At 72.6% G+C, this 26,555-nt stretch carries 25 protein-coding genes; 14 read left to right on the forward strand and 11 right to left on the reverse strand.

The window, feature by feature from the left end:
* Positions 1-168 precede the first annotated feature (168 nt).
* Genes QOL88_RS30580 through QOL88_RS30590 form a run of 3 tightly spaced genes read left to right on the forward strand, consistent with a single transcriptional unit; the run spans position 169 to position 4,748 of the window.
* Positions 169-1,635, forward strand: coding sequence for an aldehyde dehydrogenase family protein (locus QOL88_RS30580; RefSeq protein ID WP_097221504.1), 1,467 nt, complete (start codon positions 169-171; stop codon positions 1,633-1,635).
* Between the two features lie 57 nt (positions 1,636-1,692).
* Positions 1,693-3,249 (forward strand): GMC family oxidoreductase, encoded by a 1,557-nt coding sequence (locus QOL88_RS30585; RefSeq protein WP_097221505.1) that lies wholly within the window; start codon positions 1,693-1,695, stop codon positions 3,247-3,249.
* On the forward strand, positions 3,246-4,748 hold the full coding sequence (locus QOL88_RS30590) for an APC family permease (RefSeq protein ID WP_097221506.1): 1,503 nt from the start codon (positions 3,246-3,248) through the stop codon (positions 4,746-4,748). The genes QOL88_RS30585 and QOL88_RS30590 overlap by 4 nt, the downstream gene beginning before the upstream one ends.
* Positions 4,749-4,808: 60 nt before the next feature.
* Here the strand turns inward: QOL88_RS30590 and QOL88_RS30595 are convergent, their stop codons facing one another.
* Entirely contained in the window at positions 4,809-6,344 is a 1,536-nt protein-coding gene (locus QOL88_RS30595) for an MbnB/TglH/ChrH family RiPP precursor modification enzyme (protein ID WP_097221507.1), read from the reverse strand.
* Between the two features lie 181 nt (positions 6,345-6,525).
* On the opposite strand from QOL88_RS30595, the gene QOL88_RS30600 reads away from it, so the two are divergent.
* On the forward strand, positions 6,526-7,098 hold the full coding sequence (locus QOL88_RS30600; RefSeq protein ID WP_097221508.1) for a potassium channel family protein: 573 nt from the start codon (positions 6,526-6,528) through the stop codon (positions 7,096-7,098).
* A gap of 16 nt (positions 7,099-7,114) precedes the next feature.
* Here QOL88_RS30600 and QOL88_RS30605 read toward each other — a convergent pair whose 3' ends face one another.
* Together QOL88_RS30605 and QOL88_RS30610 are read right to left on the reverse strand one after the other, a co-directional pair.
* Positions 7,115-7,576, reverse strand: a complete 462-nt coding sequence (locus QOL88_RS30605; protein WP_097221509.1) for a DUF7144 family membrane protein — start codon at positions 7,574-7,576, stop codon at positions 7,115-7,117.
* A gap of 69 nt (positions 7,577-7,645) precedes the next feature.
* Positions 7,646-8,407, reverse strand: coding sequence for an aminoacyl-tRNA hydrolase (locus tag QOL88_RS30610; RefSeq protein WP_179879007.1), 762 nt, complete (start codon positions 8,405-8,407; stop codon positions 7,646-7,648).
* A 42-nt stretch (positions 8,408-8,449) separates the two neighbouring features.
* Between QOL88_RS30610 and QOL88_RS30615 the strand changes: the two genes are divergently transcribed.
* Positions 8,450-9,319 carry an ABC transporter ATP-binding protein gene (locus QOL88_RS30615; RefSeq protein ID WP_097221510.1) on the forward strand — a complete coding sequence of 290 codons (870 nt, stop codon included), beginning with the start codon at positions 8,450-8,452 and terminating at the stop codon, positions 9,317-9,319.
* Between the two features lie 19 nt (positions 9,320-9,338).
* Entirely contained in the window at positions 9,339-10,010 is a 672-nt protein-coding gene (locus tag QOL88_RS30620) for an ABC transporter (protein ID WP_097221511.1), read from the forward strand.
* Here QOL88_RS30620 and QOL88_RS30625 read toward each other — a convergent pair.
* The 8 genes from QOL88_RS30625 to zapE all read right to left on the reverse strand — a co-directional run bounded on the left by QOL88_RS30625 (position 10,002) and on the right by zapE (position 18,475).
* On the reverse strand, positions 10,002-10,214 hold the full coding sequence (locus QOL88_RS30625) for a hypothetical protein (RefSeq protein ID WP_097221512.1): 213 nt from the start codon (positions 10,212-10,214) through the stop codon (positions 10,002-10,004). The two genes, QOL88_RS30620 and QOL88_RS30625, sit on opposite strands and share 9 nt — an antisense overlap.
* 28 nt (positions 10,215-10,242) lie before the next feature.
* Entirely contained in the window at positions 10,243-11,760 is a 1,518-nt protein-coding gene (locus QOL88_RS30630; RefSeq protein WP_097221513.1) for an FAD-dependent oxidoreductase, read from the reverse strand.
* A 189-nt stretch (positions 11,761-11,949) separates the two neighbouring features.
* Positions 11,950-13,332: a PhoX family protein gene (locus QOL88_RS30635; RefSeq protein WP_097221514.1), complete on the reverse strand. Its 1,383-nt coding sequence runs from the start codon at positions 13,330-13,332 to the stop codon at positions 11,950-11,952.
* A gap of 90 nt (positions 13,333-13,422) precedes the next feature.
* Positions 13,423-14,418, reverse strand: coding sequence for a slipin family protein (locus tag QOL88_RS30640; protein WP_257027937.1), 996 nt, complete (start codon positions 14,416-14,418; stop codon positions 13,423-13,425).
* Positions 14,419-14,589: 171 nt separating this feature from the next.
* Positions 14,590-16,074 carry a SulP family inorganic anion transporter gene (locus QOL88_RS30645; protein ID WP_097221515.1) on the reverse strand — a complete coding sequence of 495 codons (1,485 nt, stop codon included), beginning with the start codon at positions 16,072-16,074 and terminating at the stop codon, positions 14,590-14,592.
* Positions 16,075-16,082: 8 nt separating this feature from the next.
* On the reverse strand, positions 16,083-16,664 hold the full coding sequence (locus tag QOL88_RS30650; RefSeq protein ID WP_097221516.1) for a carbonic anhydrase: 582 nt from the start codon (positions 16,662-16,664) through the stop codon (positions 16,083-16,085).
* A 79-nt stretch (positions 16,665-16,743) separates the two neighbouring features.
* Positions 16,744-17,172, reverse strand: a complete 429-nt coding sequence (locus tag QOL88_RS30655) for a hypothetical protein (protein WP_097221517.1) — start codon at positions 17,170-17,172, stop codon at positions 16,744-16,746.
* 199 nt (positions 17,173-17,371) lie between these two features.
* Positions 17,372-18,475 carry a cell division protein ZapE gene (gene zapE / locus QOL88_RS30660; RefSeq protein ID WP_097221518.1) on the reverse strand — a complete coding sequence of 368 codons (1,104 nt, stop codon included), beginning with the start codon at positions 18,473-18,475 and terminating at the stop codon, positions 17,372-17,374.
* A gap of 37 nt (positions 18,476-18,512) precedes the next feature.
* On the opposite strand from zapE, the gene QOL88_RS30665 reads away from it, so the two are divergent.
* The 8 genes from QOL88_RS30665 (at position 18,513) to QOL88_RS30700 (ending at position 26,535) form a co-directional block, all read left to right on the forward strand.
* Entirely contained in the window at positions 18,513-19,328 is an 816-nt protein-coding gene (locus QOL88_RS30665; RefSeq protein WP_097221519.1) for a pyrimidine reductase family protein, read from the forward strand.
* Positions 19,329-19,573: 245 nt separating this feature from the next.
* Positions 19,574-20,047: a beta/alpha barrel domain-containing protein gene (locus QOL88_RS30670; protein WP_179879008.1), complete on the forward strand. Its 474-nt coding sequence runs from the start codon at positions 19,574-19,576 to the stop codon at positions 20,045-20,047.
* Between the two features lie 128 nt (positions 20,048-20,175).
* Positions 20,176-21,567, forward strand: a complete 1,392-nt coding sequence (gene murC, locus QOL88_RS30675) for a UDP-N-acetylmuramate--L-alanine ligase (RefSeq protein ID WP_097221521.1) — start codon at positions 20,176-20,178, stop codon at positions 21,565-21,567.
* Positions 21,568-21,581: 14 nt separating this feature from the next.
* Positions 21,582-21,989 (forward strand): peptide-methionine (R)-S-oxide reductase MsrB, encoded by a 408-nt coding sequence (gene msrB / locus QOL88_RS30680; RefSeq protein WP_097221522.1) that lies wholly within the window; start codon positions 21,582-21,584, stop codon positions 21,987-21,989.
* Between the two features lie 315 nt (positions 21,990-22,304).
* A complete protein-coding gene (locus QOL88_RS30685; protein WP_097221523.1) occupies positions 22,305-23,315 on the forward strand; it encodes a LacI family DNA-binding transcriptional regulator in 1,011 nt (336 codons plus the stop codon).
* Positions 23,316-23,336: 21 nt separating this feature from the next.
* A complete protein-coding gene (locus tag QOL88_RS30690) occupies positions 23,337-24,689 on the forward strand; it encodes an ABC transporter substrate-binding protein (RefSeq protein ID WP_097221524.1) in 1,353 nt (450 codons plus the stop codon).
* Between the two features lie 89 nt (positions 24,690-24,778).
* Positions 24,779-25,720, forward strand: a complete 942-nt coding sequence (locus QOL88_RS30695; RefSeq protein WP_097221525.1) for a carbohydrate ABC transporter permease — start codon at positions 24,779-24,781, stop codon at positions 25,718-25,720.
* A complete protein-coding gene (locus tag QOL88_RS30700) occupies positions 25,717-26,535 on the forward strand; it encodes a carbohydrate ABC transporter permease (RefSeq protein ID WP_097221526.1) in 819 nt (272 codons plus the stop codon). The genes QOL88_RS30695 and QOL88_RS30700 overlap by 4 nt, the downstream gene beginning before the upstream one ends.
* Positions 26,536-26,555 lie beyond the last annotated feature (20 nt).

Genomic DNA, 26,555 nt, shown 5'->3' on the forward strand with positions numbered 1-26,555 from the left:
CACACTCGGGTGCGCCCGCCCGGGGCCGGGCGACTAGCCCACCCGGGTCCTCTGGGCCGCCCGGACGCCGTCGCGGCGGTGTGCCCCGTGGCCGCCGCCCGCCCGATGGGCCATGTTGCTGACCGTCGAGCCGATCGGGCTCCGGCCGGACGCGAAGGAGGCCCCGCGGTGGGTGAGCTGTACATCGACGGCGAGTGGACGCAGGCGGCGGCCGGTGGCCGGCGCGAGGTGGTCAACCCCTACGACGCCTCGGTCGTCACCACCGTCGACGAGGCCGACGCCGCCGACGTCGACCGCGCGGTGCGCGCGGCCCGGCGCGCCTTCGCCGAGGAGGACTGGGCGGGCGCCCCCTCCCGCCGCCGCGCCGACCTGCTGATGCGCGTGCACGACCTGCTGCTGCGCGACCGCGAGGACATCGCCCGCACCGAGACGCTCGACACCGGCAAGACGCTCACCGAGGCCCGCATCGACGTGGAGGACGTGGCGAACGCCTTCCGCTACTTCGCCGAACTCGCGGGCAAGGACGGCGGCCGGGTCGTCGACGTCGGCCCGGACGTCCTCAGCCGGGTCGTCTACCAGCCGATCGGCGTGTGCGCGCTCATCGCCCCGTGGAACTACCCGCTGCTCCAGGCCTCCTGGAAGGTCGCCCCGGCGCTGGCCGCCGGCAACACCTTCGTCCTCAAGCCCAGCGAGACCACCCCGCTCACCACCATCACCATGATCCGGCTCATCGAGGAGGCCGGCGCCCCGCCCGGCGTCGCCAACCTCGTGCTCGGCTCCGGGGCGACCGTGGGCGCGGCCCTGACCGGCCACCCCGACGTCGACCTGGTCTCCTTCACCGGCGGCCTGAACACCGGCCGGGCCATCATGGCCGCCGCCGCCGAGGGGCCGCGGAACATCGCCCTGGAACTGGGCGGCAAGAACCCCAACATCGTCTTCGCCGACGCCGACTTCGACGCCGCCGTCGACTACGCCCTCGACGCCGCCTTCCTGCACTCCGGTCAGGTCTGCTCGGCCGGTTCACGCCTGCTCGTCGAGGACTCCCTGCACGACCGGTTCGTCGAGGCCTACGCCGAGCGTGCCCGGGCGATCCGGCTCGGCAACGGCCTGGAGGAGGGCACCGAGAGCGGCCCGCTCAGCTCCGCCGAGCACCGCGAGAAGGTCGAGGGCTACATCGCCGTCGCCAAGGAGGAGGGCGCCCGGCTCGTCACCGGAGGCACCCGCCCCGACGACCCCGCCCTCGCCGACGGCTTCTTCCTGCTGCCGACGATCTTCGCCGACTGCGACCGGTCCATGCGCATCGTCCAGGAGGAGGTCTTCGGCCCGGTCGTCACCGTCGAACGCTTCCGCACCGAGGACGAGGCGGTGGAACTGGCCAACGACACCCGCTACGGCCTCGCCGGCGGCGTGTGGACCTCGGATGCGAGCCGTGCCCAGCGCGTCGCCCAGCGGCTGCGGCACGGCACCGTGTGGATCAACGACTTCCACCCCTACGTACCGCAGGCCGAGTGGGGCGGCTTCGGCCGCTCCGGCGTCGGACGCGAGCTCGGCCCCACGGGGCTGCGCGAGTACCAGGAGGCCAAGCACATCTACCAGAACCTCGCCCCCGCCCCCTCCGGCTGGTTCAAGGGCTGACCAGAGGCACCCCCACCGTCCGCCCGTGGCACGACGACCACCGAAGAAAGGCACCGCATGGCCACCACTCCCGCGCACGGCGCCGAGTCCGCCTACGACTACGTCATCGTCGGCGGCGGCACCGCCGGCTGTGTGCTCGCCGCCCGGCTCAGCGAGGACCCCGACTGCCGCGTCTGCGTCATCGAGGGCGGCCCCAGCGATGTCGGCGACGAGCGCATCCTGCGCCTGCGTAACTGGATCAACCTGCTCGGCTCGGAGTTCGACTACGGCTACACCACCGTCGAGCAGCCGCGCGGCAACTCGCACATCCTGCACTCCCGCGCCCGGGTGCTCGGCGGCTGCTCCTCGCACAACACCCTGATCAGCTTCCTGCCGCTGCCGCAGGACCTCGACGACTGGGTGAAGCACGGCTGCACCGGCTGGGACCCGGCGACGATCCTCCCCTACCGCGACCGGCTGCTCACGCAGATCGTGCCCGTGGCCGAGGCCGACCGCAATCCCATCGCCAAGGACTTCGTCACCGCCGCCTCCCGCGCCCTCGGCGTCCCCGTCGTCGACGACTTCAACGCCGAACCCTTCGCCGACGGCACCGGGTTCTTCTCGCTGGCCTACCAGCCGGAGGGCAACCTGCGCTCCTCCGCGTCCGTCGCCTACCTCCACCCGGTGCTCGACCGGCCCAACCTCACGCTCCGGCTGGAGACCTGGGCCCACCGGCTGCTCACCGACGAGTCCGGCCGGCTGACCCGCGTCGCCGTCCAGGGCGCCGACGGCCAACCGGCCACCGTGCGCGCGGAGCGCGAACTCCTGCTGTGCGCCGGCGCCATCGACACCCCCCGCCTGCTGATGCTCTCCGGCATCGGCCCGGCCGACGACCTGCGCGCCCTGGGCATCGACGTACGGGCCGACCTGCCCGGCGTCGGGGAGAACCTGCTGGACCACCCCGAGTCCGTGATCGTCTGGGAGACCGCCGGGCCGCTGCCGCCCAACTCCGCGATGGACTCCGACGCCGGCCTGTTCCTGCGCCGCGACAAGGGCCAGCCGCGCCCCGACCTGATGTTCCACTTCTACCAGGTGCCGTTCACCGTCAACACCGAACGCCTGGGCTACCCCGTACCGCAGCACGGGGTGTGCATGACGCCGAACGTGCCGCGGGCCCGCTCCACCGGCCGCATGTGGCTGCGCAGCGCCGACCCCGCCGAGCACCCGGCCCTGGACTTCCGGTACTTCACCGACCCCGAGGGCCACGACGAGCGCACCATCGTGGACGGCCTCAAGGTGGCCCGCGAGGTCGCCGCGACCGACCCGCTGCGCGACTGGCTCGTCCGCGAGGTCGCACCCGGCCCGGACGTCGTCTCCGACGCCGACCTGTCGGAGTACGGCCGCCGCGTGGCCCACACCGTCTACCACCCGGCCGGCACCTGCCGGATGGGCGCGGCGGACGACCCGGCGGCCGTCTGCGACCCCGAGCTGAGACTGCGCGGTTTCGAGGGCGTGCGGATCGTCGACGCGTCGGTGTTCCCGACGATGCCCACCATCAACCCGATGGTGACCGTGCTGCTCGCCGCCGAGCGGGCCGCCGACCTGATCACCGCGGATCGGAGGTCCCAGCAGTGACCGGTACGCAGCCCCCCGCGCCGGCGTCCGGCGTGCCCTCGGCGGAGCCGGGCTCCGAGTTCCGCAAGGACATGGGCCCGTGGGCCAACTTCGCCCTCGGCTTCACCTACCTCTCCCCGGTGGTGGGCACCTACACCCTCTTCGGCATCGCGATCGCCGACGGCGGACCGCCGATGATCTGGGCGTTCCTGGTCGCCGGCTGCGGCCAGTTCCTCGTCGCGCTGATCTTCGGCGAGATCGTCGCCCAGTACCCGATCGCGGGCGGTGTCTACCCCTGGGCCCGGCGGCTGTGGGGCAAACGCTGGGCGTGGATGACCGGCTGGGTGTACATGTGGGCGCTGCTGGTGACCATCACCTCCGTCGCCTACGGTGCCGGCCCCTACATCGCCATCCTCTTCGGCTTCCGAGCCACCGTGCACACCACCGTGCTGTGCACCGCCGTGCTCATCGTCGTCGCCATCCTCATCAACTACATGGGCACCAAAGCACTGTCGGCGGCGGCGCTCATCGGTTTCACCGGCGAGCTCATCGGCGCCCTCGTCGTCGGCGTCTACCTGCTGGTCACCCACCGGCACCACGGCCTCGGCGTCATCTTCGACACCTACGGGGTCGAGGGAGACGGCTCCTACCTGCCGGCGTTCCTGGCAGCCGGCATCATCGGCCTCTACCAGTACTACGGCTTCGAGGCGTGCGGCGACACCGCCGAGGAGGTCGCCCACCCGGGCCGGGTCATCCCCCGCGCGATGCGCCGCACCATCTACATCGGCGGCGCGGCGGCCACGTTCACCTGCATGTCGCTGCTGCTGTCGGTCACGGACTTCAACGCGATCATCTCGGGCGAGCAGGCCGACCCGGTGGTGGCCGTGCTGTACGACGCCATGGGCACGACCGGGGCGCGGCTGGTGATGGCCGTGGTGCTGATCTCCTTCCTGTCCTGCACGATCAGCCTCCAGGCCGCGGCCGGGCGGCTCATCTACTCCTACGCCCGGGACGAGATGATCGTCGGGTACCGGCTGCTGCGGCGGTTCGCCCACGCCCGCGCGGTGCCGAGCTGGGCGCTGTTCGTGTCCGCGGCGGTGCCGCTGATCATCGCCTTCGCCTCGCTGCTCTCCGAGGACGCCCTCACCAACATCGTCTCGTTCGCGATCCTCGGCATCTACGGCTCGTTCCAGATGGTGGTCCTGGCCGCGCTGCGCGCCCGGCTCAAGGGCTGGAAACCGGCGGGGGAGTTCACCCTGGGCCGCTGGGGCCTCACGGTGAACATCGCCGCGCTGGCCTACGGCATCCTCGCCATCATCAACATCTGCTGGGCCCGCAGCCCGGAGAAGTCCTGGTGGGAGAACTGGATCGTGCTGCTGTGCGGCGCCGTGGTGCTGGGTACGGGACTGATCTACATGTTCACGACGCACCACTACGGCCGGGGCGAGGCCATGGCGGGCGACGCGGTGCCGGAGAAGAAGGCTGCCGCCCCCGACGGGTCACGCCCGGGGCAGGAGTGAGACGAGGGTGAGAGGCGTCGTACCGACCGGTGCGTGAGAGTACGGCCAGGGCGCGTTCTCTCAACGCCTCAGCAGCGCCCTGCGCGTGGCACGGGCGAGCCGGTGGACGGGCCGCCGGGAGCGCGGCTTCGGGCCCGACCGCTCCAGCCACCACTCCCGCAGCTCCCGCCGCGCCCGCGTGTCCCCGGGGCGCCCGGTGGACAGCAGGTGCTCGGCGAAGGTGAGGGCGTCACGCCGGTAGCCGTCGGTCATCGGGTGGGTCTGGGCGTAGCCGAGGAACGCCGTGCGGTACTCCTCCCCGAGGATCACCGGCAGTTCGGGGGCGACCTTCGCCACGACGTCCGCCCGCTTGGCCGCGAGCGCCCGCGCCTGCACACCGACCCGCGCCCGGTCGAACCCCTCGGGCACGGGCGTCCCCGCGACCAGCGCCGACAGCAGCGCCGCCTGCGCCAGCCCGAGCCGCTGGCGGGCCTCGTCGGCACCCTCTTGAGGGGGCAGGCCGGAGGCGCCCCGTGTCGCCCCGGCCGCCCCGGTCTCCTCGCCCCGCCGTGGGGCTCCGGCCCCTGCCGGTGCCTCGCCGCGGGCACCCCGGGCGCCCTCCCGCCGCGTGGCCCGGACCCCGGCGAGCGGCTCACCGTCGCCGCCGCGGGTCCGCTCCTGCCGTCCGGCACCGGCCTCCCCGGACAGCTCGGCCCCGACGTCCTCGGGCTCCGTCCGCTGCGCGGCAGTCGCGCCGGCGGCCGAGCGGAGTTCCGTCTTCACGCGAGCGACGGCGCCGGCCTCCAGTGCCCGGCGGATCGCGCTCAGCTCGTTCTCCAGCTCCGCCGGTTCCGGGAAGTTCTCGTCCCGTTCGAGGAGGACACCCGGGGGCGAGACGTGGGAGGCGAGGTCCGTGAGGATGTCGAGGACCGGCCGGGGGACCGGGTGGGCGTGGCTGTCGTGCCAGATGCCGTCGCGTTCGACACCGCCCGCGACATGGACGTAGGCGATGGCCTCCAACGGGAGCTCCGCGAGGGCCTTGGACGGATCCTCGCCGCGGTTGACGTGGTTGGTGTGCAGGTTGGCGACGTCGATGAGGAGGCGGACGCCCGTGCGATCGGCGAGGTCGTAGAGGAACTGGCCCTCCGTCATCTCCTCGCCCGGCCAGCAGATCAGCGCGGCGATGTTCTCGACGGCCAGCGGCACCGGCAGCGCGTCCTGCGCGATCCGTACGTTCTCGCACAGGACGTCCAGGGCGTCCCGGGTCCGCGGGACGGGCAGCAGATGGCCCGCCTCCAGGTGCGGGGACGCCGTCAGCGACCCACCCGCCCGTACGAACGCGATGTGCTCGGTGACCAGCGGGGAGCCCAATGCCTGTGCGCGCTCGGCCAGTGCGGTCAGCCGTCCCGCGTCGGGCCGGTCCGCGCCCCCGAGGCCGAGCGAGACGCCGTGCGGCACCACGGTGACGCCGCGCTCGCGCAGCCGCCGCAGCGAGTCGGGCAGGTGCCCGGGGCAGACGTTCTCGGCCACCGCCTCGACCCAGTCGATCCCCGGCATCCGCTCCACGGCGTCCGCGATCTCCGGCCGCCACCCGATGCCCGTCCCCAGTCGCTCCATCGTCCCCTCCTCCACCCGACCCGTTCCTCGAACGTGAGGGGGGTATGGCCCAGCCGTCGGCCCCCGAACCGCGCCCCGCCCTCCTTCAGAGCAACATTTGAGGTTTGCGGGTCCGCTCCCCGTCCCCACCGACGGACGCACCGGGGTCGCGTCCTGCCCCGATGCGACGTAGACCGGACCCATGCCCGAAGGCAGCGAGCAGCCCCGCCACCGCGCGCGGAAGCGGGAACCGGAATCGGGGTCGGCCGGTGTGCGCCGGCTGCGGATCGGGGCCGCAGCCCTGCTCGTGGCGGCCGGCACGGCCTACTTCCTGCTGCCGCTGGAAGGGCTCGGCGCCGACCGGCCCTGGCTCGGCTGGCCGCTGTTCGTGATCTGCCTGGCGCTCGTCGCCGCGCTGCTGCTGCGCCATGTGCGCGACATCGTGCTGGAGAGACCGCAGGCCCGCTCGGGCATCATGATCTCGATGCTGATGTGTCTGGCGGTGCTGGTGTTCTCGTCCGGCTACTACGCACTCGCCCGGCAGCCGGGCCAGTTCACCGGCCTGGACACCCGGGTCGACGCGCTGTACTTCACCGTCGTCACGCTGGCGACCGTCGGCTACGGCGACATCACCCCGCGCGGACAGGAGGCCCGGCTGGTGACCGTCGCTCAGATCGTGTACACGTTCGTCTTCCTCACTGCGGCGGCCACCGCGCTGACCCGCCGGCTGCACAGCGTGGTCGCCGAGCGCGACCGGCGCCCGCCGCCGTCCTGACCGGCCGGGGGCGGTGCTACACCGGGCGTGAGGAGCGGTAGTTGAACACCGACCAGAGGACGAACAGGCCGGTCACGATCATGATGATCGACCAGAACGGCTGGTACGGCAGCCAGAGGAAGTTCGCGATCAACGCCAGGCCGACCACGATCGCGCTCGCGACCCGGGCCCAGTCGGCTCCGGTGAACAGGCCGAGCCCGGCCACCACCACGAGCACACCGACGATCACATGGATCCAGCCCCACGCGGTCAGGTCGAACGCGAAGGAGTACTGGCCGAAGCTCGTGTACACCTCGTCCCCGGCGATCGCCGCGATGCCCTGGAGCACCGCGAAGAGGCCGTAGACGACCATCAGGATGCCGCCGAGAGCGAGACCCCCGGCCGCCCACGGGTCGCCGGAACCGCCCGAACCGGAGCCGTCGGGCGTCCGGTCGCCGGGGGCCGGCGGGGCGGGGGGAGGGGGCGCGGCGCTGGTCATGGCTGCCTCCGGGGTCGGGTCGGCTGGTGACCCCACTGGAGCATTCGTCCGGGACCGGCGCGCCCGCGGCTACTGCGAACGGGTGGACGCCGCGCGGCCGGACCCGTGCGGCTCCCGGCGCAGCGCCGGGTGGTCCGCGACGACCGTGCACGATCCGGGCGCGATCTCCGTGAACCCGGCGTCGCGCACCAACGGAAGCCCGATGCCGGTCAGTTCGGGCCAGCGGGCCGCCTCGGCCGTCCGGACGGCGAGCGGGAAGCCCGCCTCGCGCCAGGCGGTCCGCTCCTCGTCCGACAGCTCCCACCAGGCCAGCTGTGCGGCGTGCCCGGTCTGGGCCATGGCCTTGCCGGCCGACATGCCGAGGTCGGGGTTCAGCCACAGCACGGGGGCGGCGGGGTCCGCGTCCACCGGGGGCTCCGGGTCGTCGAGGTCGGTGCCGGACACCTGGAGCCTGGCCAGGTCCTTGGGCCAGCCGTCCAGCGGGACGGGCGGGAAGACCCGCACCTCGGCCGACTTGCCGGTGACCGTGATGCCGGGCAGCGCCTCGGCACGCCGCCACTCGGCGCCCCGTGCCCGCCGCACCACCTTGCGGATCCTGGCGTCCTGCCAGTCCCGCATCGCCCCGGCCCACTCGCCCTCGCCGGCCGACCGCTCGTCGGTCAGGATCGTCAGCACGGCCCGAGCGGACGTCTCCAGCGCGTCCGTGCGCCCCGGCGGCTCCGCCTTCTCGATCCGCACGACCAGCGGCAGCACGAACTGCGGTGCCTCGTCGCGCGCCGAGGGTTCGGACCGGAAGGGACTGTCGCTCACGGGAGTCGGGTCTTCGCTCACGAAACCCAGTGTGCCAGCCGGGAGATCGTGCAGGATGGCCGCATGCGACCCGACCTGTGCCTGCGCGACGCGGGCCGCCGCTACGGACTGCGGGGTCCCTGGGTGCTGCGCGGTGTCGACCTGACGGTGGCTCCGGGACGGCTCGTCCGCATCGAGGGCGCCAACGGCAGCGGCAAGTCCACGCTGCTGCGGCTGCTCGCCGGCATCGACGCCCCCAGCGAGGGCCGCGTCACCGGCCGGCCGCGCACGGCGTACGTCCCCGAGCGGTTCCCGCCGGCCCTGCCCTTCACCGCCGCCGGCTACCTCACCCACCTCGGCACCGTGCACGGCCTGCCCCGGGCGACGGCCGGCCGGGCCGCCGGGGAATGGCTGGAGCGCCTCGGCGCCGCCGCGTACGCCGAGACGCCGATGGCCCGGCTGTCGAAGGGCAGCAGCCAGAAGGTCGCGGTCGCCCAGGCCCTGCTGGCGGAGCCCGAGCTGCTGGTGCTGGACGAGGCGTGGACCGGTCTGGACACCGCGGCCCGCGCCGAGCTGGAGCGCGCGGTCGCCGAACGCACGGCGGCCGGCGGCTCCGTGGTCTTCGTCGACCACGACCCGCGCCGCCTCGCGGGCCTGCCCGACGCGACGTACGCCGTGCGCGACGCGGGCGTCGTCCGGCAGGAGCCCTCGCGGGCTCCGGAGGCGTCCGGTCCGCACGTGCTCGTCGAGGTGCAGGGCCCGCCGGAGGGACGGCTGCCCGAGGACGTGCGCCGGACGGTCACCTCGGCGGAGGAGACCGGGCCGGGCCGCTACCGCCTCGGTGTCCCCGCCCCGCACTCCGACGTCCTGCTCCGCACCCTGCTGACGGCCCGCCCGCCCTGGCACGTGGTGAGCGTGACGCCGCGGACCACGACCCCGGGGCGGCAGGGATGACCACGCACAGGAGCCGCCGGTGACCGCCCTCATGCGCTACCACGCCGCCCTGCTGCTGAGGTCGCAGCGCTGGCTGCCCCCGTTTCTGCTCTACGCGGCCTTCCTCGCGATCAGCATCCAGGCCGGGCAGCCGGTGCTCGACTCCCTCGGGTACACGGCCGCCGCCCTGCTGCCCGTCGCCGCCTGGCTGGCGCGCATCTGCGTCACGGGCGAACCCGACGCCGCCCGCGGCTGTGTGGCCGCGGCCGCGGGGCCCGGGCGAGCTCACGTGGCGTGTCTGCTGGTCGCCCTGGCCGGTGCGGCGGCCCTCGGCACGCTCGCGATCCTGGTGGTGACGCTGCTCAGCGACCCGGTCGCCTCGGACCACAGCACCCGGGTGCCGCTCGCCGCCGCCTGCGGGGCCGGGCTGCTCGCCGCCCTGGCCTGCGCCTTGCTCGGCACGGCCGTCGGCGCTCTCACCAGCAGGCCCCTGCTGCGCTCCCCCGGCCGGGCCGTCCTCGCCCTGCTGCTCGCGGCGCTGTTGTCCCTGGTGGCCACCGGTTCACCCGCCCAGGCGGCCGTGCAGGGCCTGGTGACCGGCTCGCAGCGGGGCACCGTCCCGCTGCCGTTGCTGCCCCTGGCCGGAGCGGCCCTGGTCACGGCCGCGGCGCTGGCCCTGGCCGGTGCGCTGGCCTCCCGCAGATCACCCTGAACAGGCGGTGCGCTGCGCTTCCTGCCACTCGCAGACGGGGCAGAGCGTGATGCCCTTGTACGACTCGGGGTGCTCCGTCGACTCCCGGCACAGCACGCTCCCCCACTCTCGGCCGCGCTCGAGCGGGGGGACCCCCATCGCGTACGGCGGCCCGTCCGCCAGGGGCGGCCTGGTCGCGACGATCAGGCAGGCGTCGTCGCTCATACGTCGAGCGTGGGCCCGGGGCGAGCCGTCAGAGGTCCCGCTGTTCCAGGGGTTTGGTCGCCGGGCCCTGGATCACCTTGCCGTCGGTGTCGAAGCGGGAGCCGTGGCAGGGGCACTCCCAGGCGCGTTCGGCGGCGTTGAAATCGACCAGGCAGCCCAGGTGGGTGCAGCGGGCCGAGACGGCGTGGAGGCCGCCGTCCTCGTCCCGGTAGACCGCGACCCGGTGGCCGTCGGCCCGGACCACGGCGCCCTCGCCGGGCGGCAGGGACTCCACCGGCGGGGAGGGCCGCAGCCGGTCGCCCACGAAGTGCCCGGCGACCTTGGCCTGCGTCTTGAGCAACGCCGGCGCCTCACGTACCGCGGTCTTCAGCCGACGCGGGTCGTACAGCCCGCTCCACTCGCACTCCTCGCCCGTGATCTGCGCGGTCAGCAGCCGGCCGGCCATGATGCCGCCGGTCATGCCCCAGCCGCCGAAGCCGGTGGCCACGTACGCGTGCCGGGCGCCGGGGTGCAGCGGGCCGACCATCGGCACGGTGTCCGTGGGCTCGGTGTCCTGGGTGGCCCACCGGTGGGTGACCTCCAGGTCCGGGAAGTGGCCGGTGGCCCAGGCGGTGAGGCGCTCGAGACGGGCCCGCGGGTCGGAGGTGCCCGGCGTGAAGTGCTCACCGGTGACGATGAGCAGCCGTCGGTCGCCCCCGAGGGGTGCGGTGCGCACCGAGCGGGTGTCCTCCTCGGGCGTGATGAACATGCCGTCCGGGTCCTGGCCGGCGGGGAGGGTCCCGGCGACGACCAGTTCGCGGCGCGTGGACAGCCGGGCGAACAGCAGGGCCCGGTCGAAGATCGGGTAGTGCGTCGCGACGACGACGTCCCGGGCCCGGACGGTCGCCCCGGTCGCGGTCGACAGCCTGCACGGCTCGCCCTCGTCCAGGCCGAGGACGGTGGTGCCCTCGAAGATCCGCCCGCCGCGTTCGACCAGGTCGGCGGCGAGGGCCAGCAGGTACTTGCGCGGATGGAACTGGGCCTGCCCGGTGACCTCGACGGCGCCCGCCACCGGGAAGGGCAGCCCGGTCTCCGTCACGAACGAGGCGGGCAGTCCAGCCTCGGCCGCGGCCTCCGCCTCGGCGCGCAGTTGCGCCACCCGGCCCGGGTCGCGCGCGTAGGTGTAGGCGCTCCTCGTCTCCCACTCGCAGTCGACGCCGAGTTCCTCCGCGATCCGGGCCGCGTGCCCGATCGCCTCGGACTGGGATCGGGCGTAGAGCCGAGCGCCCTCGGGGCCGCGGGTGCGCCGCAGCTTGTCGTAGACGAGCGTGTGCAGCGCGGTGACCTTGGCGGTGGTGTGCCCGGTGACGCCGGCCGCGACCCGTCCGGCCTCCAGCACGGCCACGCTCCGCCCGGCCCGCGTCAGCTCCCACGCCGTGCTCAGGCCGGCGATCCCGGCGCCGATCACGGCCACGTCGACGTCCAGATCCCCGTCCAGTGCAGGGTGGTGGCCGTCCGGTGCGGTCTCGAGCCAGTACGAGCTGCTGACCTGCTGTTCTTCGCCCATGGGCGGCGAGTACCCCCGTGCGTGCGCTTCAGTGTCGGGCGGGTCGTTTTACAGCGGGAGCGGACAGCGTTGACGTACAACCCCCGGCGACCGTGGAGGTACGTGACCTCACCCCTGGCGGAGAGGTCACGTACCGCACCGGGGCGCCGGGTATCGCACCCGGCGCCCCGGTCCGGTCCGCAGCGCCGGCTACCGGCGCCAGGGGCCCGTCACCGCGAACGTGGTGCCGGGCGTGTAGCAGTTGACGTACATCGTGTCGCCGTCCGGAGAGAACGTCACCCCGGCGAACTCACCCCATTCGGGCTCCTGCTCGGTGCCGATGTTCTGCCGGTTGCGGGCCATCGCGTAGACCTCGCCGCGCCGGGTGACGCCGAAGACGTGCTGGGCGCCGTTGCCGTCCTCGCAGACCATGAGGCCGCCGCTGGGCGCCAGACAGATGTTGTCCGGCGACTCGCCCGGCAGCTGCACATCGGTGTCCGGGCCGAAGACGATCACCAGGGTGAGTCGGCGGCGCTCCGGGTCGTAGCGCCAGACCTGCCCGAAGTGGTCGGCGGCCGAACCGTCCGACCGGCGCGCGAAGGACGACACGAAGTACACCGAACGGCCGCCCCAGTAGCAGCCCTCCAGCTTCTGCGCGTGCGTGATGCCCTTGCGGCCGAAGTCCTGGAACCGGATCGGCGTCTGCGCGGCCTGCGGGTCAGGGACGTCGACCCACTCGATGTGGTCGAACTCGGCGCCGACGTCCTGGATGGACGACAGGTCCGGCACCCCGGGCACGCGCATGGCCTGGAGCCGCCCGCCCGCGCGCAGCGAACCCCTGCCGCCCAGCGGCCGGTCCGGCAGGAAGCGGTAGAAGAGCCCGAAGGGCTTCTCGAAGGCGTCCTCGGTCTCGTACACCACGCCCCGCCGTGGGTCGACGGCGATCGCCTCGTGCGCGAAGCGGCCCATGGCGGTCAGCGGCACGGCCCCGGTGCGGCGCGGGTCGGACGGGTCGACCTCGAAGATGAAGCCGTGGTCCTTGGTGTAGCCGTTGGTGCCGGCCTTGTCCTCGGTCTCCTCGCAGGTCAGCCAGGTGTCCCAGGGGGTGGGGCCGCCCGCGCAGTTCACGGCCGTGCCGGCGATCGCGACGCGCTCCGACTGCACCCCGTTGTGGGAGTCCAGCGTCAGCGCGGTACAGCCGCCCTTGCCCGCCGGGTCGTAGGTGAGGCCCTCGACGGTGGGGACCGGGACCCTGCCGTCGGCGCGGTTCTCGTGGTTGCGGACCAGGTGGACCCGGCCGCCTCTGCCCGGGAAGGCCGACATGCCGTCGTGGTTGGAGGGCACCTTGCCCTCGCCGGAACGGAGTTGGTCCCCTTCGCGGGAGAGGATCCGGTAGCCGAACCCTTTCGGCAGGTCGAGGACGCCCTTCGGGTCGGGGACGAGCGGGCCGTAGCCGGTGCGGCCCATGCCCTGTGCGGCGGCGGTACCGGTGAAGAGTTCGGACAGGGCGCCGGAGAACGCGATCCCGACGCCCAGGGCGCCCGTTCCGGCGAGCATCTGACGTCGTGTGGCGGAGCGACCGGATTCGGTCATGGGGAAACCTTCCTGCTGGCGGACAGGAACTGTGATCCCGCTGTGTCTATCACCTGGTGCGGGCAGCGGGAACCACGCGCGTAGCGCGGGTCACTGCTCCACCGCGCGCCGCAACTGCTCCATGGCCTCTCCGACCTGCTCAGTGAGGTCGACGGCGCGCTCCCCGATCTCCGCGTGCTCCGCGGTCCCCGCGTGTCCCGACGCCTCCCCGAGTCCCGGGGTCCCCGCGTGTCCCGACGCCTCCCCGAGTCCCGTGGTCTCCGCGTGTCCCGACGCCTCCCCGTCGCCCGGGGACTCCGCGCGTCCCGGGCTCTCCGAGGGAGCAGGCTGCGCGCCCCGCTCCAGGAACCGCAGGAGCTCCACCGGAATGGGCAGGACGAGGGTGGAGTTCTTCTCCGCCGCCACCGCCATGACGGTCTGCAGCAGCCGGAGCTGGAGCGCCGAGGGCGTGTCGGCCATCTGGCGGGCAGCCTGGGCCAGCTTCTTGGAGGCCTGGTACTCGGCGTCGGCGTTGATGAGCCGGGCCCGCCGCTCCCGGTCGGCCTCGGCCTGGCGGGCCATGGAGCGCTTCATGGTGTCCGGCAGGGAGACGTCCTTGATCTCCACGCGGTCGATGGTCACGCCCCACTCCACGGCGGGGCTGTCGATCATGAGCTCCAGGCCCTGGTTCAGCTTCTCGCGGTTGGACAGCAGATCGTCCAGCTCGCTCTTGCCGATGATCGAGCGCAGCGAGGTCTGCGCCATCTGCGAGACGGCGAAGCGGTAGTCCTCGACGTTGATGATCGCGGCCGCCGGGTCCACGACCTTGAAGTACACCACCGCGTCGACCCGCACGGTCACGTTGTCGCGGGTGATGCCCTCCTGGGCGGGCACGGGCATGGTCACGATCTGCATGTTGACCTTGCGGAGCCGCTCCACCCCCGGAACGATCAGATTGAAGCCGGGCCGCCGCACGTCCCCGTGCACACGCCCGAGCCGGAAGACGAGCCCCCGCTCGTACTGCTTGACGACCCGCGCCGCGGAGGCCAGATACACCAGCGCACCGGCCCCGACCGCGGCCACCGCGCCGACCACCTCTTCGACCATGCCGACCTCCCCGTTCAGAGGTCCGAATTCGTCTGCTTCTGTAACGATATGCCTGAACCGGGATGTGGGGCCATGCCCGGTGCCCGGGGTGGAACGGGGGGTGGACACGCGTGGTCCGGGGCGCGCCGGCTGCGCGCCCCGGACCCATGCCCGGGTGATCCGTTCGGACGGCTAGCCGGTGGTGACCTTCTCCGCCGGGGCCTCCTCGGGTTCCGTGACCTTCACCGGCTCCGTGCCCGTCGCGCTGTGGCGGGCGGCCCAGCTCTCCAGGGCCGTGCGGCAGGCGTGGTCGAGGTGGTGCAGGCCTGAGAGGTCCAGCTCGACCGGGCGGTCCTGCGGCAGGCTCTCCAGGCTGTCGAGGATCTTCGGCAGCCGCAGGAAGGTCGCGTTGCCGGACAGGTAGGCCTGGATCGGGCCGGCGCCCTTGTCGATGATCTCGAGCTTGATGTGCGAGGCCTCCCAGGCGGTCTTGACGACCGACAGGGCCAGACCGATGAGCACGCCCTCGAACATGTTCACCGCGACGATCGACACGGCGGTGACGACCAGGATGACCGCCTCGCCCCGGTGCTCCTTCCACAGCGGCACGATCTTGGCGAACGGGATCAGCTTCCAGCCCGCGTGGACCAGGATGCCGGCGAGGGCGGGCAGCGGGATCAGGGCCAGGGTGGACGGGAGCAGCGCGGCGAACAGCAGCAGCCACACACCGTGCATCACCCGGGACGCCTTGGTCTTGGCGCCCGCGCTGACGTTGGCGGAGCTGCGGACGATGACCGCGGTCATCGGCAGTGCGCCGAGCACACCGCAGATGGTGTTGCCCGCGCCCTGCGCCATGAGCTCCTTGTCGTACTGGGTGCGCGGGCCGTCGTGCAGCCGGTCCACCGCGGCGGCGGAGAACAGGCTCTCGGCGGAGGCGATCAGGGTGAAGGCGACGATCGTGCCGATGATGCCGACGCCCACGCTGCCGAAGGCGTCCAGGCCGGGCGGCTGGATGGAGTCCAGCAGGCCCTTCACCTCGACCGTGGCGACCGGCAGGTCGAAGACGGCGTTGGCCGCGATCGCCAGGACCACCGCGGCGAGCGCGCCGGGTACGGCCTGTGCCTTCTTCGGCAGCTTCTTCCACAGCACCATCACCGCGATGGTGGCCGCGCCGAGCGCGAGGGAGGTGAGCGCCGCCGTGCTGCCGGCCGCGTCGACGGCGGCACCGGGCAGGCCCAGGATCTTGTCGATGCCGGAGGCGGGTGCCTTCAGTCCGGCCGTCGCATACAGCTGGCCGGCTATGAGGACCAGACCGATTCCGGCCAGCATGCCCTCGACGACCGAGACGGATATCGCGCGGAACCAGCGGCCGAGCTTCAGCGCGCCCATGACGAGCTGGAGCAGACCGGCGGCCAGCACGATGACGCCGAGCGCGGGCAGCCCGTAGGTGTCGACGGCCTCGAAGACCAGCACGGTCAGGCCGGCGGCCGGCCCGGACACCTGCAGGCTGCTGCCCGGCAGGAATCCGGTGATGAGTCCGCCCACGATGCCGGTGACCAGGCCGAGTTCGGCCGGGACGCCGGAGGCGACGGCCACGCCCACGCACAGCGGGAGCGCGACCAGGAACACGACGAGCGAGGCGGTGAAGTCCTGCCTGAGGTAAGGGAACTTGGTCATGGTGCCCCTCACAGCTTCTCGAAGGAGTCGGTGTCCGCGCGGTGTTCGCGGACGATGCCGGTGTGCACTTCGTAGAACCAGGCGTGCAGGCCGAGCCGCCCTTCCGTCAGCCGGCGCTCGATGCAGGGGTACGACCGCAGGCGCAGGACCTGGGCGAGGGCGTGGTTCTGCACGGCCTCGGCGACGGTCGGGTCGGCGGGGTCCGAGCACGCGGGCTCGTCGGCGGCGCGGGCGAGCCAGTCGCGCACCGCCGGTACGGCGGCGAGGTCGTCGCCGCGTACCACGGCGCCCACGGCGCCGCAGTGCGAGTGGCCGCAGACCACGATCTCCTTGACGCCGAGGACCTCCACGGCGTACTCGATCGTGGCCGCCTCCGACGTGGGGTGCTCGAAGGAGTGCGGGGGAACGACGTTGCCCGCGGTGCGCAGCTCGAAGAGCTCGCCGGGACGGGCGCCCGTGATCAGGGCCGGGACGACCCTGGAGTCGGAGCAGGTGATGAACAGGACGTCGGGGGACTGGCCCTCGGCGAGGTGAGCGAACTCCTCAGGGCGCTGTCCGAAGCTGCGGGCGTTGTCGATGAGGGGTTGCATGAGTGTGGTGACTCCTCCTGGCGCGCAGTGGGGGCGCGTCGGACGGGCATGACAGGGGTGGGGGGAAATGCCGTACCGCTCAGCAGCGGAAGACCTGCAGGGCCGCCGGTGTGTGCGACGTCGAGGATCTCGACGCGTGGTGGTGCGCGGCGTCGGGTCTGACCGGTTCGGGCACCGCCGGCCGGAGGTCCCTGCGCAGGGGCCGCTCCGGCGCCGAGGGCGCGGAGTCGGCGGTGTGGGACCGGTCGCGGGTCCGCAGGGGACCGGTCGGGTCCCCGTGGTGTCCGGCGCGGCAGGTGGCCGTCTCGTCGCGCAGAGTCTTCCCGGAGGACTTGTGTCCGGGACGCGAGGACGTGCCCGAGGGTTTTGTCCCGAGCTGAGCCTTGGCCTCGACTTGACTGTGCGTATGCGCGGTTGCGAAGGACGCGGTCGGTGCGAAGAGCTGGAGGGCGAGCAGAGCGGCGGCGAGGACCGCGACCACGGTCAGTGCCGTGCTGCCTCGGTACATGCGCCCCCCTCTCGATGATTTCCTGCGTCTAGCGCGGACCAACACTTGGTCAACGACTGGTCAAGAAACACGTTAACCCTGCAAGTTCGTTTGCAGGGTTAACTTAACGTTTCAAGCTGAAGAGAGCCTGAAAACCGCAGGTGGGATGGCTTGAACAGCCCCTACCCATCGGGTGATCGGCGCGGTAATGGAGTTGTGGTTACCGGGGGTCCACGAGCTTGCCCGCGTCGCGGGCCAGCGCGGTGAGCCGGGAGATGGCCCGGAAGTACTTCTTTCGATAGCCGCCGTTCAGCATCTCGTCACTGAACAGCTGGTCGAAGGGCAGACCCGAGGCCAGCACGGGCACCTCGCGGTCGTAGAGCCGGTCCGCGAGGACGACGAGCCTGAGGGCCGTCGACTGGTCCGGCACCGGCCGCACACCCGTGAGGCAGACGGCCTTGATGCCGTCGGTCAGAGCGCCGTACCGGCTGGGGTGGACCCGGGCCAGATGCTCCAGGAGGGGCGAGAACGCGTCGAGGGAAGCGCCCCCGGTGGCGTACGCGGCGTCGGTGACCTGTTCGTCGGAGTACGGCGCCGGCGCCTCGGGCAGACCGCGGTGACGGTAGTCCTCGCCGTCGATGCGCAGGGCTTGGAAGTGGGCCGACAGGCCCTGGATCTCGCGCAGGAAGTCGGCCGCGGCGAACCGGCCCTCGCCGAGCTTGCCGGGCAGCGTGTTGGAGGTGGCGGCGAGCGCCACGCCCGCGTCGACCAGCTTGCCGAGCAGCGTGGAGACCAGCACGGTGTCGCCCGGGTCGTCGAGCTCGAACTCGTCGATGCACAGCAGGCGGTGGCCGGACAGGGTCCGGACGGTCTGCTGGAAGCCGAGGGCGCCGACCAGGTTGGTCAGCTCTACGAACGTGCCGAACGCCTTCAGCTCCGGCTCGGCCGGGGTCGCGTGCCACAGGGACGCCAGCAGGTGCGTCTTGCCGACGCCGTACCCGCCGTCGAGGTAGACGCCGCGCGGGCCCGCGGGGGCCTTCTTCGGCGCCTTGCCGAAGCCGAACAGCCGCCGCTTGCCGGATCCCGCGGCCCCACCCGAGCCGAGGCCCGCCGCGAAGCCCTCCAGGACCCGGACGGCCTCCGTCTGGCTGGGCTGGTTCGGGTCGGGGATGTACGTGCTGAAGCGGACCGAGTCGAACCGCGGCGGCGGCACCATCTCGGCGACCAGCCGGTCCGCGGGGACATGCGGCTCACGGGCGCACAGGGACAGCGGGGCCGGGTCGGTTATGGGGCCGGATCCGGAGGGGGCCAGGGGAGAAGACACGGTTCACCATGCTACGGCGCGTGGAACACTGCACGGCATGCGACGTCTGTTCCCTGTGACCGATGAAACAGCAGCTCCGGCGCCGGGTGGCGGGTCCGGTGAGGGCGCCGGGCGGGAGTGGAGCCCGGCGGAGCTGGCCGCCGCGTACGCCTATCCCGAGCCGGGGCCCGGCGGGCCGGTGCCGTGGCTGCGCGCCAACATGGTGTCCACGCTGGACGGGGCCGCCCAGCACGACGGCCGTTCGCAGCCCATCTCCAGCGCCACCGACATGCGGATCTTCGGCACGCTGCGGGCGCTCGCGGACGTCGTGGTCGTCGGCGCGGAGACGGTACGCAAGGAGGGGTACCGGCCGGCCCGCGCGCGGGAGGACTTCGCGGCGGCGCGGGAGGCGGCCGGGCAGCAGCCCGCGCCCGCGATCGCGGTCGTCACGGCCAGCCTCGACCTGGACTTCTCGCTCCCGCTGTTCACCTCGCCCCTGGTGCCCACCCTGGTCCTCACGGGCGCCGCGGCCGCCCCGGACCGCATCGCCACCGCCGAGAAGGCGGGCGCCAGGGTGGTGACCGCCGGGGACGGCATCGGCGTCGACCCCGCCCGTGCCGTCCGGGCCCTCGCCGACCTCGGCCACACCCGGCTCCTCACCGAGGGCGGCCCGCGCCTGCTCGGGCAGATGGTCGCGGCGGGGGTGCTCGACGAGCTGTGCCTGACGGTCTCCCCGATGCTCACGGCGGGCGAGGCCCAGCGCATCGCCGGCGGGCCGGCGGTCACGGTCCCGCACCGCTTCGGGCTGGTGTCGATGCTCGAGGAGGACGGCTTCCTGTTCACGCGGTACGGGCGGGTCCGGGAGGCGTACTGAAACGCCGGACCCGGGGTAGGAGGTTTCGGCGGTCGGGGAGTCCGGCCGGCCGGTTCGTCCGGATGCGGGGCTGAACCTCACCGTCAGTCCGTTCATCATCGGAATATGCCGTTCCGTTCGGTTTTCGGAGGGCACACTGGATCCGGCAGTACCCGTGCGAACACGGGGCAGGATGGTGTCCGCAGGCCCGGTGCGGCCCGCGGAGGAGTGGGGGCCACGGGCCCCCGTAGCAGAAGGGGCGCCTGGTGTTCACAAGCGTATTGATGATCGAGAAGGCGCTGACGTCGGCCGACGTGGAGTTCGTCACCACCTTGCACGGCGAGGAGCAGGTCTCCTTCCAGGTGCTGCTCCAGCCGCGCGGTGAGCAGGCGGACCGCCTGCTGCGGGCCATCGACGACGTGGCGCTCGGCGAGCTCGACGAGGCCGTGCGCGAGGGCGAGACCCCGGAGGGGGACGAGGCCATGAGCGTGGGGCAGCGGGCGCTGGAGGTGTCACTCGCCGCGTTGCGCACCTCGGGCAGTCCCGCCGAGGGACGGCTGATCGAGGACCATCCGCTGGACGCGCTGAAGTCCCTGGTGGCGGAAGCCGGAGCGGACGAGGTCATCGTGCTGACCGATCCCCACTACGTGGAGGAGTTCTTCCACCGTGACTGGGCGTCCCGGGCCCGGCACAAGGTGGGGGTGCCGGTGCTGAAGCTGTTCTCGCACAGCAAGGCGTAGCGGCGGGTCTGCGGGCCTGGCACGGCTCCCGCGGGCCTGGCACGGGTCTGCGGGCCTGGCACGGGCCCTGCGCGCTCCTGAAATAGGGTGGGGGCGCTCACTCTCGTCACCCGAACTTGGAGACACGCATGGCAGCCGGCCTTCCTCCCGCCATGGACCGACCGCACTTCATCGGGATCGGTGGGGCCGGCATGTCGGGGATCGCGAAGATCCTCGCGCAGCGCGGTGCCGTCGTGGCGGGCAGCGACGCCAAGGAGTCGGCCACGGCCGAGGCGCTGCGGGCGCTGGGGGCGACCGTGCACATCGGGCACGCCGCCGAGCACCTCGCCGACGACGCCAGCTGTGTGGTGGTGTCGTCGGCGATCCGGCAGGACAACCCCGAGCTGGCCCGCGCGGCCGAGCTCGGCATCCCCGTCGTGCACCGGTCCGACGCGCTCGCGGCCCTGATGGACGGGCTGCGGCCGATCGCCGTCGCCGGTACGCACGGCAAGACGACCACGACGTCGATGCTGGCCGTGTCGCTGAGCGAGCTGGACCTGAAGCCCTCGTACGCCATCGGCGGAGACCTGGACGCGCCCGGCTCCAACGCGCTGCACGGCGAGGGCGAGATCTTCGTCGCCGAGGCCGACGAATCGGACCGCAGCTTCCACAAGTACGCCCCCGAGGTCGCGATCGTCCTCAACGTCGAACTCGACCACCACGCCAACTACGCGTCGATGGACGAGATCTACGCGTCGTTCGAGACGTTCGTGGACCGGATCACCGACGGCGGCACGCTGGTGATCGCCGCCGACCACGAGGGCGCCCGGGAGCTGACCCGCCGCGTCCGGGCACGCGACGTGACCGTGGTGACGTACGGCGAGTCCGACGACGCCGACGTGCGCGTCCTGTCGGTCGTGCCGCAGGGCCTGAAGAGCGAGGTCACCGTGGTGCTGGAGGGGCAGGAGCTGACCTTCACGGTCTCCGTCCCCGGCCGGCACTACGCGCACAACGCGGTCGCCGCGCTGGCGGCGGGCGTGGCCCTCGGGGTCCCGGCGGCCGACCTGGCCGCGGCGATCGGCGCGTACACGGGCGTGAAGCGGCGGCTCCAGCTGAAGGGCGAGGCCGCGGGCGTCCAGGTCATCGACTCCTACGCGCACCACCCCACCGAGATGACCGCCGACCTGGAGGCCATGCGCGCGGCGGCCGGTGACGCCCGGATCCTGGTCGTCTTCCAGCCGCACCTCTTCTCGCGGACCCAGGAGCTCGGCAAGGAGATGGGGCAGTCCCTCGCCCTCGCGGACGCCTCCGTCGTGCTGGACATCTACCCGGCGCGCGAGGACCCGATCCCGGGCGTCACGAGCGAGCTGATCATCGAGGCGGCCCGGGCCGCGGGCGCCGACGTGACGCCGGTGCACGACAAGGCGGACGTCCCGTCGGTCGTCGCGGGAATGGCGAAGCCGGGTGATCTCGTTCTCACCATGGGAGCGGGCGACGTCACCGACCTCGGCCCGCACATCCTGGACCGTCTGTCGAACTGAGGGGCTGGAGGCTCATGCCGTACGACGTGGAGAAGCCGGACGAGCAGTGGCGCGCGGAACTGACCCCGGGCGAGTACGCGGTCCTGCGGCAGGCGGCCACCGAGCCCGCCTTCACCGGTGAGTACACCGACACCAAGACCCGGGGTGTCTACTCCTGCCGCGCCTGCGGCGCGGACCTGTTCACCTCGGACACGAAGTTCGAGTCCCACTGCGGCTGGCCGTCCTTCTTCGATCCCAAGGACACCGACGCGGTGGAGCTGATCGAGGACCGGTCGCACGGCATGGTGCGCGTCGAGGTGCGGTGCGCCCGGTGCGGCTCGCACCTCGGGCACGTCTTCGAGGGCGAGGGGTACCCGACGCCCACGGACCAGCGGTACTGCATCAACTCGATCGCGGTGCGGCTGACGCCCGACGCGAGCTGAGCGGGTCCGGGGTTCTTCCGGGCGGACGGCCCGGAGGAACCCCCTGATCTGCTCGTGGCGTCCCCGCAGCTGCCGGACAGCCCGGCCACCGCGTCGATCCTCATCCAGGACTTCCGCAGGAGAACTCCGGTGCCGTCAGGGTCATTGACGTCGCCCACCCGGATCCCCACACTGGCCTGACTACGTAGTCAAGCAAGCCCTTTCCCTCGGCGAGGGATGGGTGACCGCGTAGTCCACGCTGTCGGCCGCCACCCCCGGGGAGCCCTCATGTCGACGACCGGAGCCGCCGCTGGGCGACGCCGCCGAGGGCCCGGGATGACCGAGGTCGCCCGGGCCGCCGGGGTGTCGCAGAAGACCGTGTCGCGGGTCGTCAACGGCGAACCGCACGTCAGCCCCGAGGTGCGCGAGCGGGTACTGAGGGCCGTCCGCGACCTCGACTACCGCCCCAACACCGCGGCCCGCGCCCTGCTCCTGGGCCGCTACCGGCGCATCGGCGTGGTCTCGCTGGGCAGTTCGCTCTATGGCCCCTCGACCCTGCTCATCGCCCTGGAACGGGCCATGCAGCGGGCCGGCTACTCCGTGGCCCTCGCCAGCACCCTGGAGGGGCAGCGGGTCTCGGTCGCCGTGGACGCGCTGCTGGAGCAGGGCGTGGACGGGATCGTGCTGTCCGAGCCGATCGACGACGGCACCCCGCTGCGGCTCACCGCGGACGTGCCCGTGGTCAGCCTCGGGGAGGGCGTCGAACTCGCGCCCGGTGCCGGGGCCGTGGTCGGCGCCGACGGCGTCGCGGCCGCCCGGCTCGCCACCGAACACCTGCTGTCCCTCGGCCACCGCACCGTCTGGCACATACCCGGCCCGCAGGACTGGTGGGCCGCCCGCGACCGGCTGCGCGGCTGGCGCGAGGCACTCGGCGCCGCCGGGGCCCCCGAGCCGCCACTGCCGTCGCCGGGCGACTGGAGCCCGGACTCCGGATACGCCGCCGGCCGGCAGCTCGCCCCTCTCGCCGATGTCACGGCGGTGTTCGTCGCCAACGACGACATGGCCATCGGCGCCCTGCACGCGTTCGCCGACGCCGGCCGCGCCGTCCCCGATGACGTGAGCGTCGTCGGCTACGACGACATCCCCGCGGCCGCCCACCTCTTCCCGCCGCTGACCACCGTCCGGCAGAACTTCGCCGCCGTCGCCGACCGCGCCGTCGACGTACTGATCGCCCTGATCGAGGGCCGCCCCGCACCGGCCGGACCGGACGGCCGGGCGGTCGAGTTGACCGTACGGGCCTCGACCGGGCCGGTACGCGACCCGGACCCCGCGCACCCCCGCCCGTAGCCGCCCCACGTGAGGAGTCACGTGTCGTACCTCCCGGCAGCACCCGCCCCCGCGACCCGCCGCGCCCTGCTGCGCGGTGCCCTCGGCCTCGGCACGGCCACCGCCCTGACCGCCTGCGGCGGCGGCAGCATCACGCCCCGCACCTCCGGCGACGTCACCCTCGGCCTGTGGACCCACGACCCGGGCTACGAGACGTTCTTCGAGAAGGGCATCCCGGACGCCGACCGCACCGGCGACTTCCGCTACCACCTGAAGGTCACCCGCGCCGGCGCCCCCGACATCGTCACCAAGCTGCTCGCCCAGGCCGTCGCCGGACGCGGAACACCCGACCTCGTCGGCTTCGAGATCGGCAGCTTCCCCCGCATGCTGCGCGGCGACATCGCCGAGCGCCTGCTGCACGACTTCACCCCCGACATCGAGGCCGTGCCCGGGCTGAAGGAGGACCTGCTGCCGGCCCGCACCGCCCCCTTCAGCCGGGACGGCCGCGTCTACGCCTTCGACTCGGACACCCCGATGGTCGTGTACTTCCACCGCCGGGACCTCTTCGAGAAGTACGGCCTGCCCGGGTCGATGGCGACCTGGGAGGAGTTCGCCGAGGCCGGTGCGCGGGTGCACCGGGACCACGGGGCGTCGATGTGCGTCGTCTCCACGGTGGGCAGCGATCCGGGCCAGGTCGTGCAGTCCTTCCAGATGCTGCTCTACCAGCGCGGCGGCGCCTTCTTCGACGCCGACGGCTCGCTGGTCCTGGACTCACCGGAGGCCGAGGAGGTGCTGCGGTTCCTCTGCGAGGGGCTGCGCAGCGGCTTCGTCGTCGAGGTCTCCGACTACTACGGGGCCGGTATGCAGACCGCGCTGAAGGCCGGCCGGGTCATCGGACTGCCCATGGCCATCTGGTACAAGAACTACGGCCTGGTGACCAACGTGCCCGAGCAGAAGGGCAGGTGGCGGGTGCGGGCGCTGCCGCGGTTCACGGGCGGCGGCGGGGTGACCGCCGCGCTCGGCGGCACCGGGTTCGGCGTCGTCGAGGACAAGGCCAACACCCGGGCGGCGACGGAGTTCCTCTTCAGGACCTGGCTCACGCGCGAGGGACAGGTGCGGCGGTTCACCGAGACCGGCTATCTGCCCACGCGGCGGTCGGTGTACGAGGACGCGCGGCTGGGGGCGTACGAGGACGAGTTCTGCGGCGGGCAGCGGCTGTTCGGGCTGTACCGGTCGCTGCTTCCGGATGTTCCGCCGTTTCATCAGAGCCCCGACCAGTCGATTCTCTACGACGTGCTCGGGGGGAATCTGCTGCGGGCTTATCACGGGGATCTGTCGCCTCGGCAGGCGCTGAAGCAGACGGCTGCGGATTTTCATGACCAGGCCGGGCGGTGAGTCGTCTGCGGCGCCGTTGTGGCTTGTCGCGCAGTTCCCCGCGCCCCTTTGGGGCGCTGCCGAACTCGGCGGATCAGGAGTAACCCACCATGACCACCACCCTTGCCGGGGCGCCCGGAACCGCCCGTGGGCACAGCGACCCTGGCCGGGAGAGGCACCGGCCCCGCAGAAGCTGGGCGCCCTACCTCTTCATCTCGCCCTTCTATCTCCTCTACGCCCTGTTCATGCTGGTCCCCATCGGGGTCTCGGTGTGGCTGAGTCTCACCGAGTGGGTCGGGCTCGGGACGCCCCGCTGGGTGGGGCTGCGCAACTACCGGCTGCTCGCCACCGACATCAGCTTCCACCGGGCCCTCGGCAACACCGCCGTGTTCGTGCTGGTCGCCGTCTGTCTGGTCGTCCCGCTCGCCCTGCTCATCGCCCAGGCGCTCAACACCCGGGGGCTGCGCCTGCGCGACCTGTGGCGGACCGCCTACTTCGTGCCGATCGTGGTGTCGCCGATCCTCGTCGCGCTCGTCTTCGGGCTGGTCTTCGACCGGCAGTTCGGGCTCGCCAACGCGGTGCTGCGCGCGCTGTTCGGCTCCGGCGGGGTCGACTGGCTCGGCGATCCGGACCTGGCCAGGGTGAGCATCGCCCTGGTCATGCTGTGGCGCTGGACCGGCTACCTCACCGTCTTCTTCCTCGCCGGGCTCCAGAACGTGCCCCGGGAGCTGTACGAGGCCGCCGCACTCGACGGGGCGGGCAGGCTGCGCACCTTCACCACCGTCACCCTGCCGGCGCTGAAGCCGGTGACGGCGTTCGTCGTCGTCACCTCCTTCATCTGCGCGGCCCAGATCTTCGAGGAGCCGTATCTGCTCACCGGCGGCGGACCGGCCGAGTCCACCCTCTCGGTGACCATGTTCATCTACCGGGCCGCCTTCCAGCGCCAGCAGTTCGGCTACGCCGCGGCCGCCGCGGTCGTGCTGTTCGTCCTCGTCTTCGGCCTCAGCCGGCTCGTCAACCGTCTCCTCGGCATCGGGAGGGCCGCCTCATGACACGCGCCCGCCTGCCGCTCCACGCCTTCCTGCTCCTGCTGCTCGTGGGGTTCCTCGCCCCGCTGGTGTGGGCGCTGAGCGGCTCGTTCAAACCGCGCGGCGAGATCTTCGGCTACCCGCCGGAACTTCTCCCGGACCCCTTCACGCTGGACAACTACCGCACCCTGCTCACCGAACAGCCCTTCGGCCGCTGGTTCCTGATGAGCACGGTCGTCGCCGTCGTCGCGACGGTCGTGTCCGTCTTCGTGTGCGCGCTCGCCGGCTACGGCTTCGCCAAGTTCCGCTTCGCGGGGAAGCGGCTGCTGTTCAACGTCATGTTCAGCTCGCTGTCGATACCGTTCGCGGTGATCCTCGTGCCGCTGTTCGTGATCCTGGTGAAGACCGGGCTCGGCAGCCCCTGGTTCGCGCTGATCGTGCCGTGGGTGGCGCCCGCGTTCGGGATCTTCATGATGCAGCAGTACATCGTGCAGTCCATCCCGGACTCGGTGCTGGAGGCCGCCCGGATCGACGGGGCGAGCGAGTTCGGCATCTTCCGGACCATCGTGCTGCCGCTGCTGCGGCCCGCGCTGGGAGCGCTCGGCGTCTGGCAGTTCCTGCAGAGCTACAACAGCTTCCTGTGGCCGCTGGTGCTGGTCTCCGACAGCTCCCAGTACACCCTGCCGCTGGGCCTGCAGACCCTGTTCGTGTCGGAACAGCGGCAGTACGACCTCGTGCTCGCCGGAGCGGTCCTCGCCGTCCTGCCCGCCGTGGCCCTCTTCGTGCTGCTGCGCAAGCAGCTCCTCGAAGGGCTCTCCACGGGCGCGGTCAAGGGCTGACGTCCCATCAACTCCTTTGG

The sequence above is a fragment of the Streptomyces sp. Ag82_O1-12 genome, from assembly GCF_900182715.1.
Taxonomy (GTDB): Bacteria; Actinomycetota; Actinomycetes; order Streptomycetales; family Streptomycetaceae; genus Streptomyces; species Streptomyces massasporeus.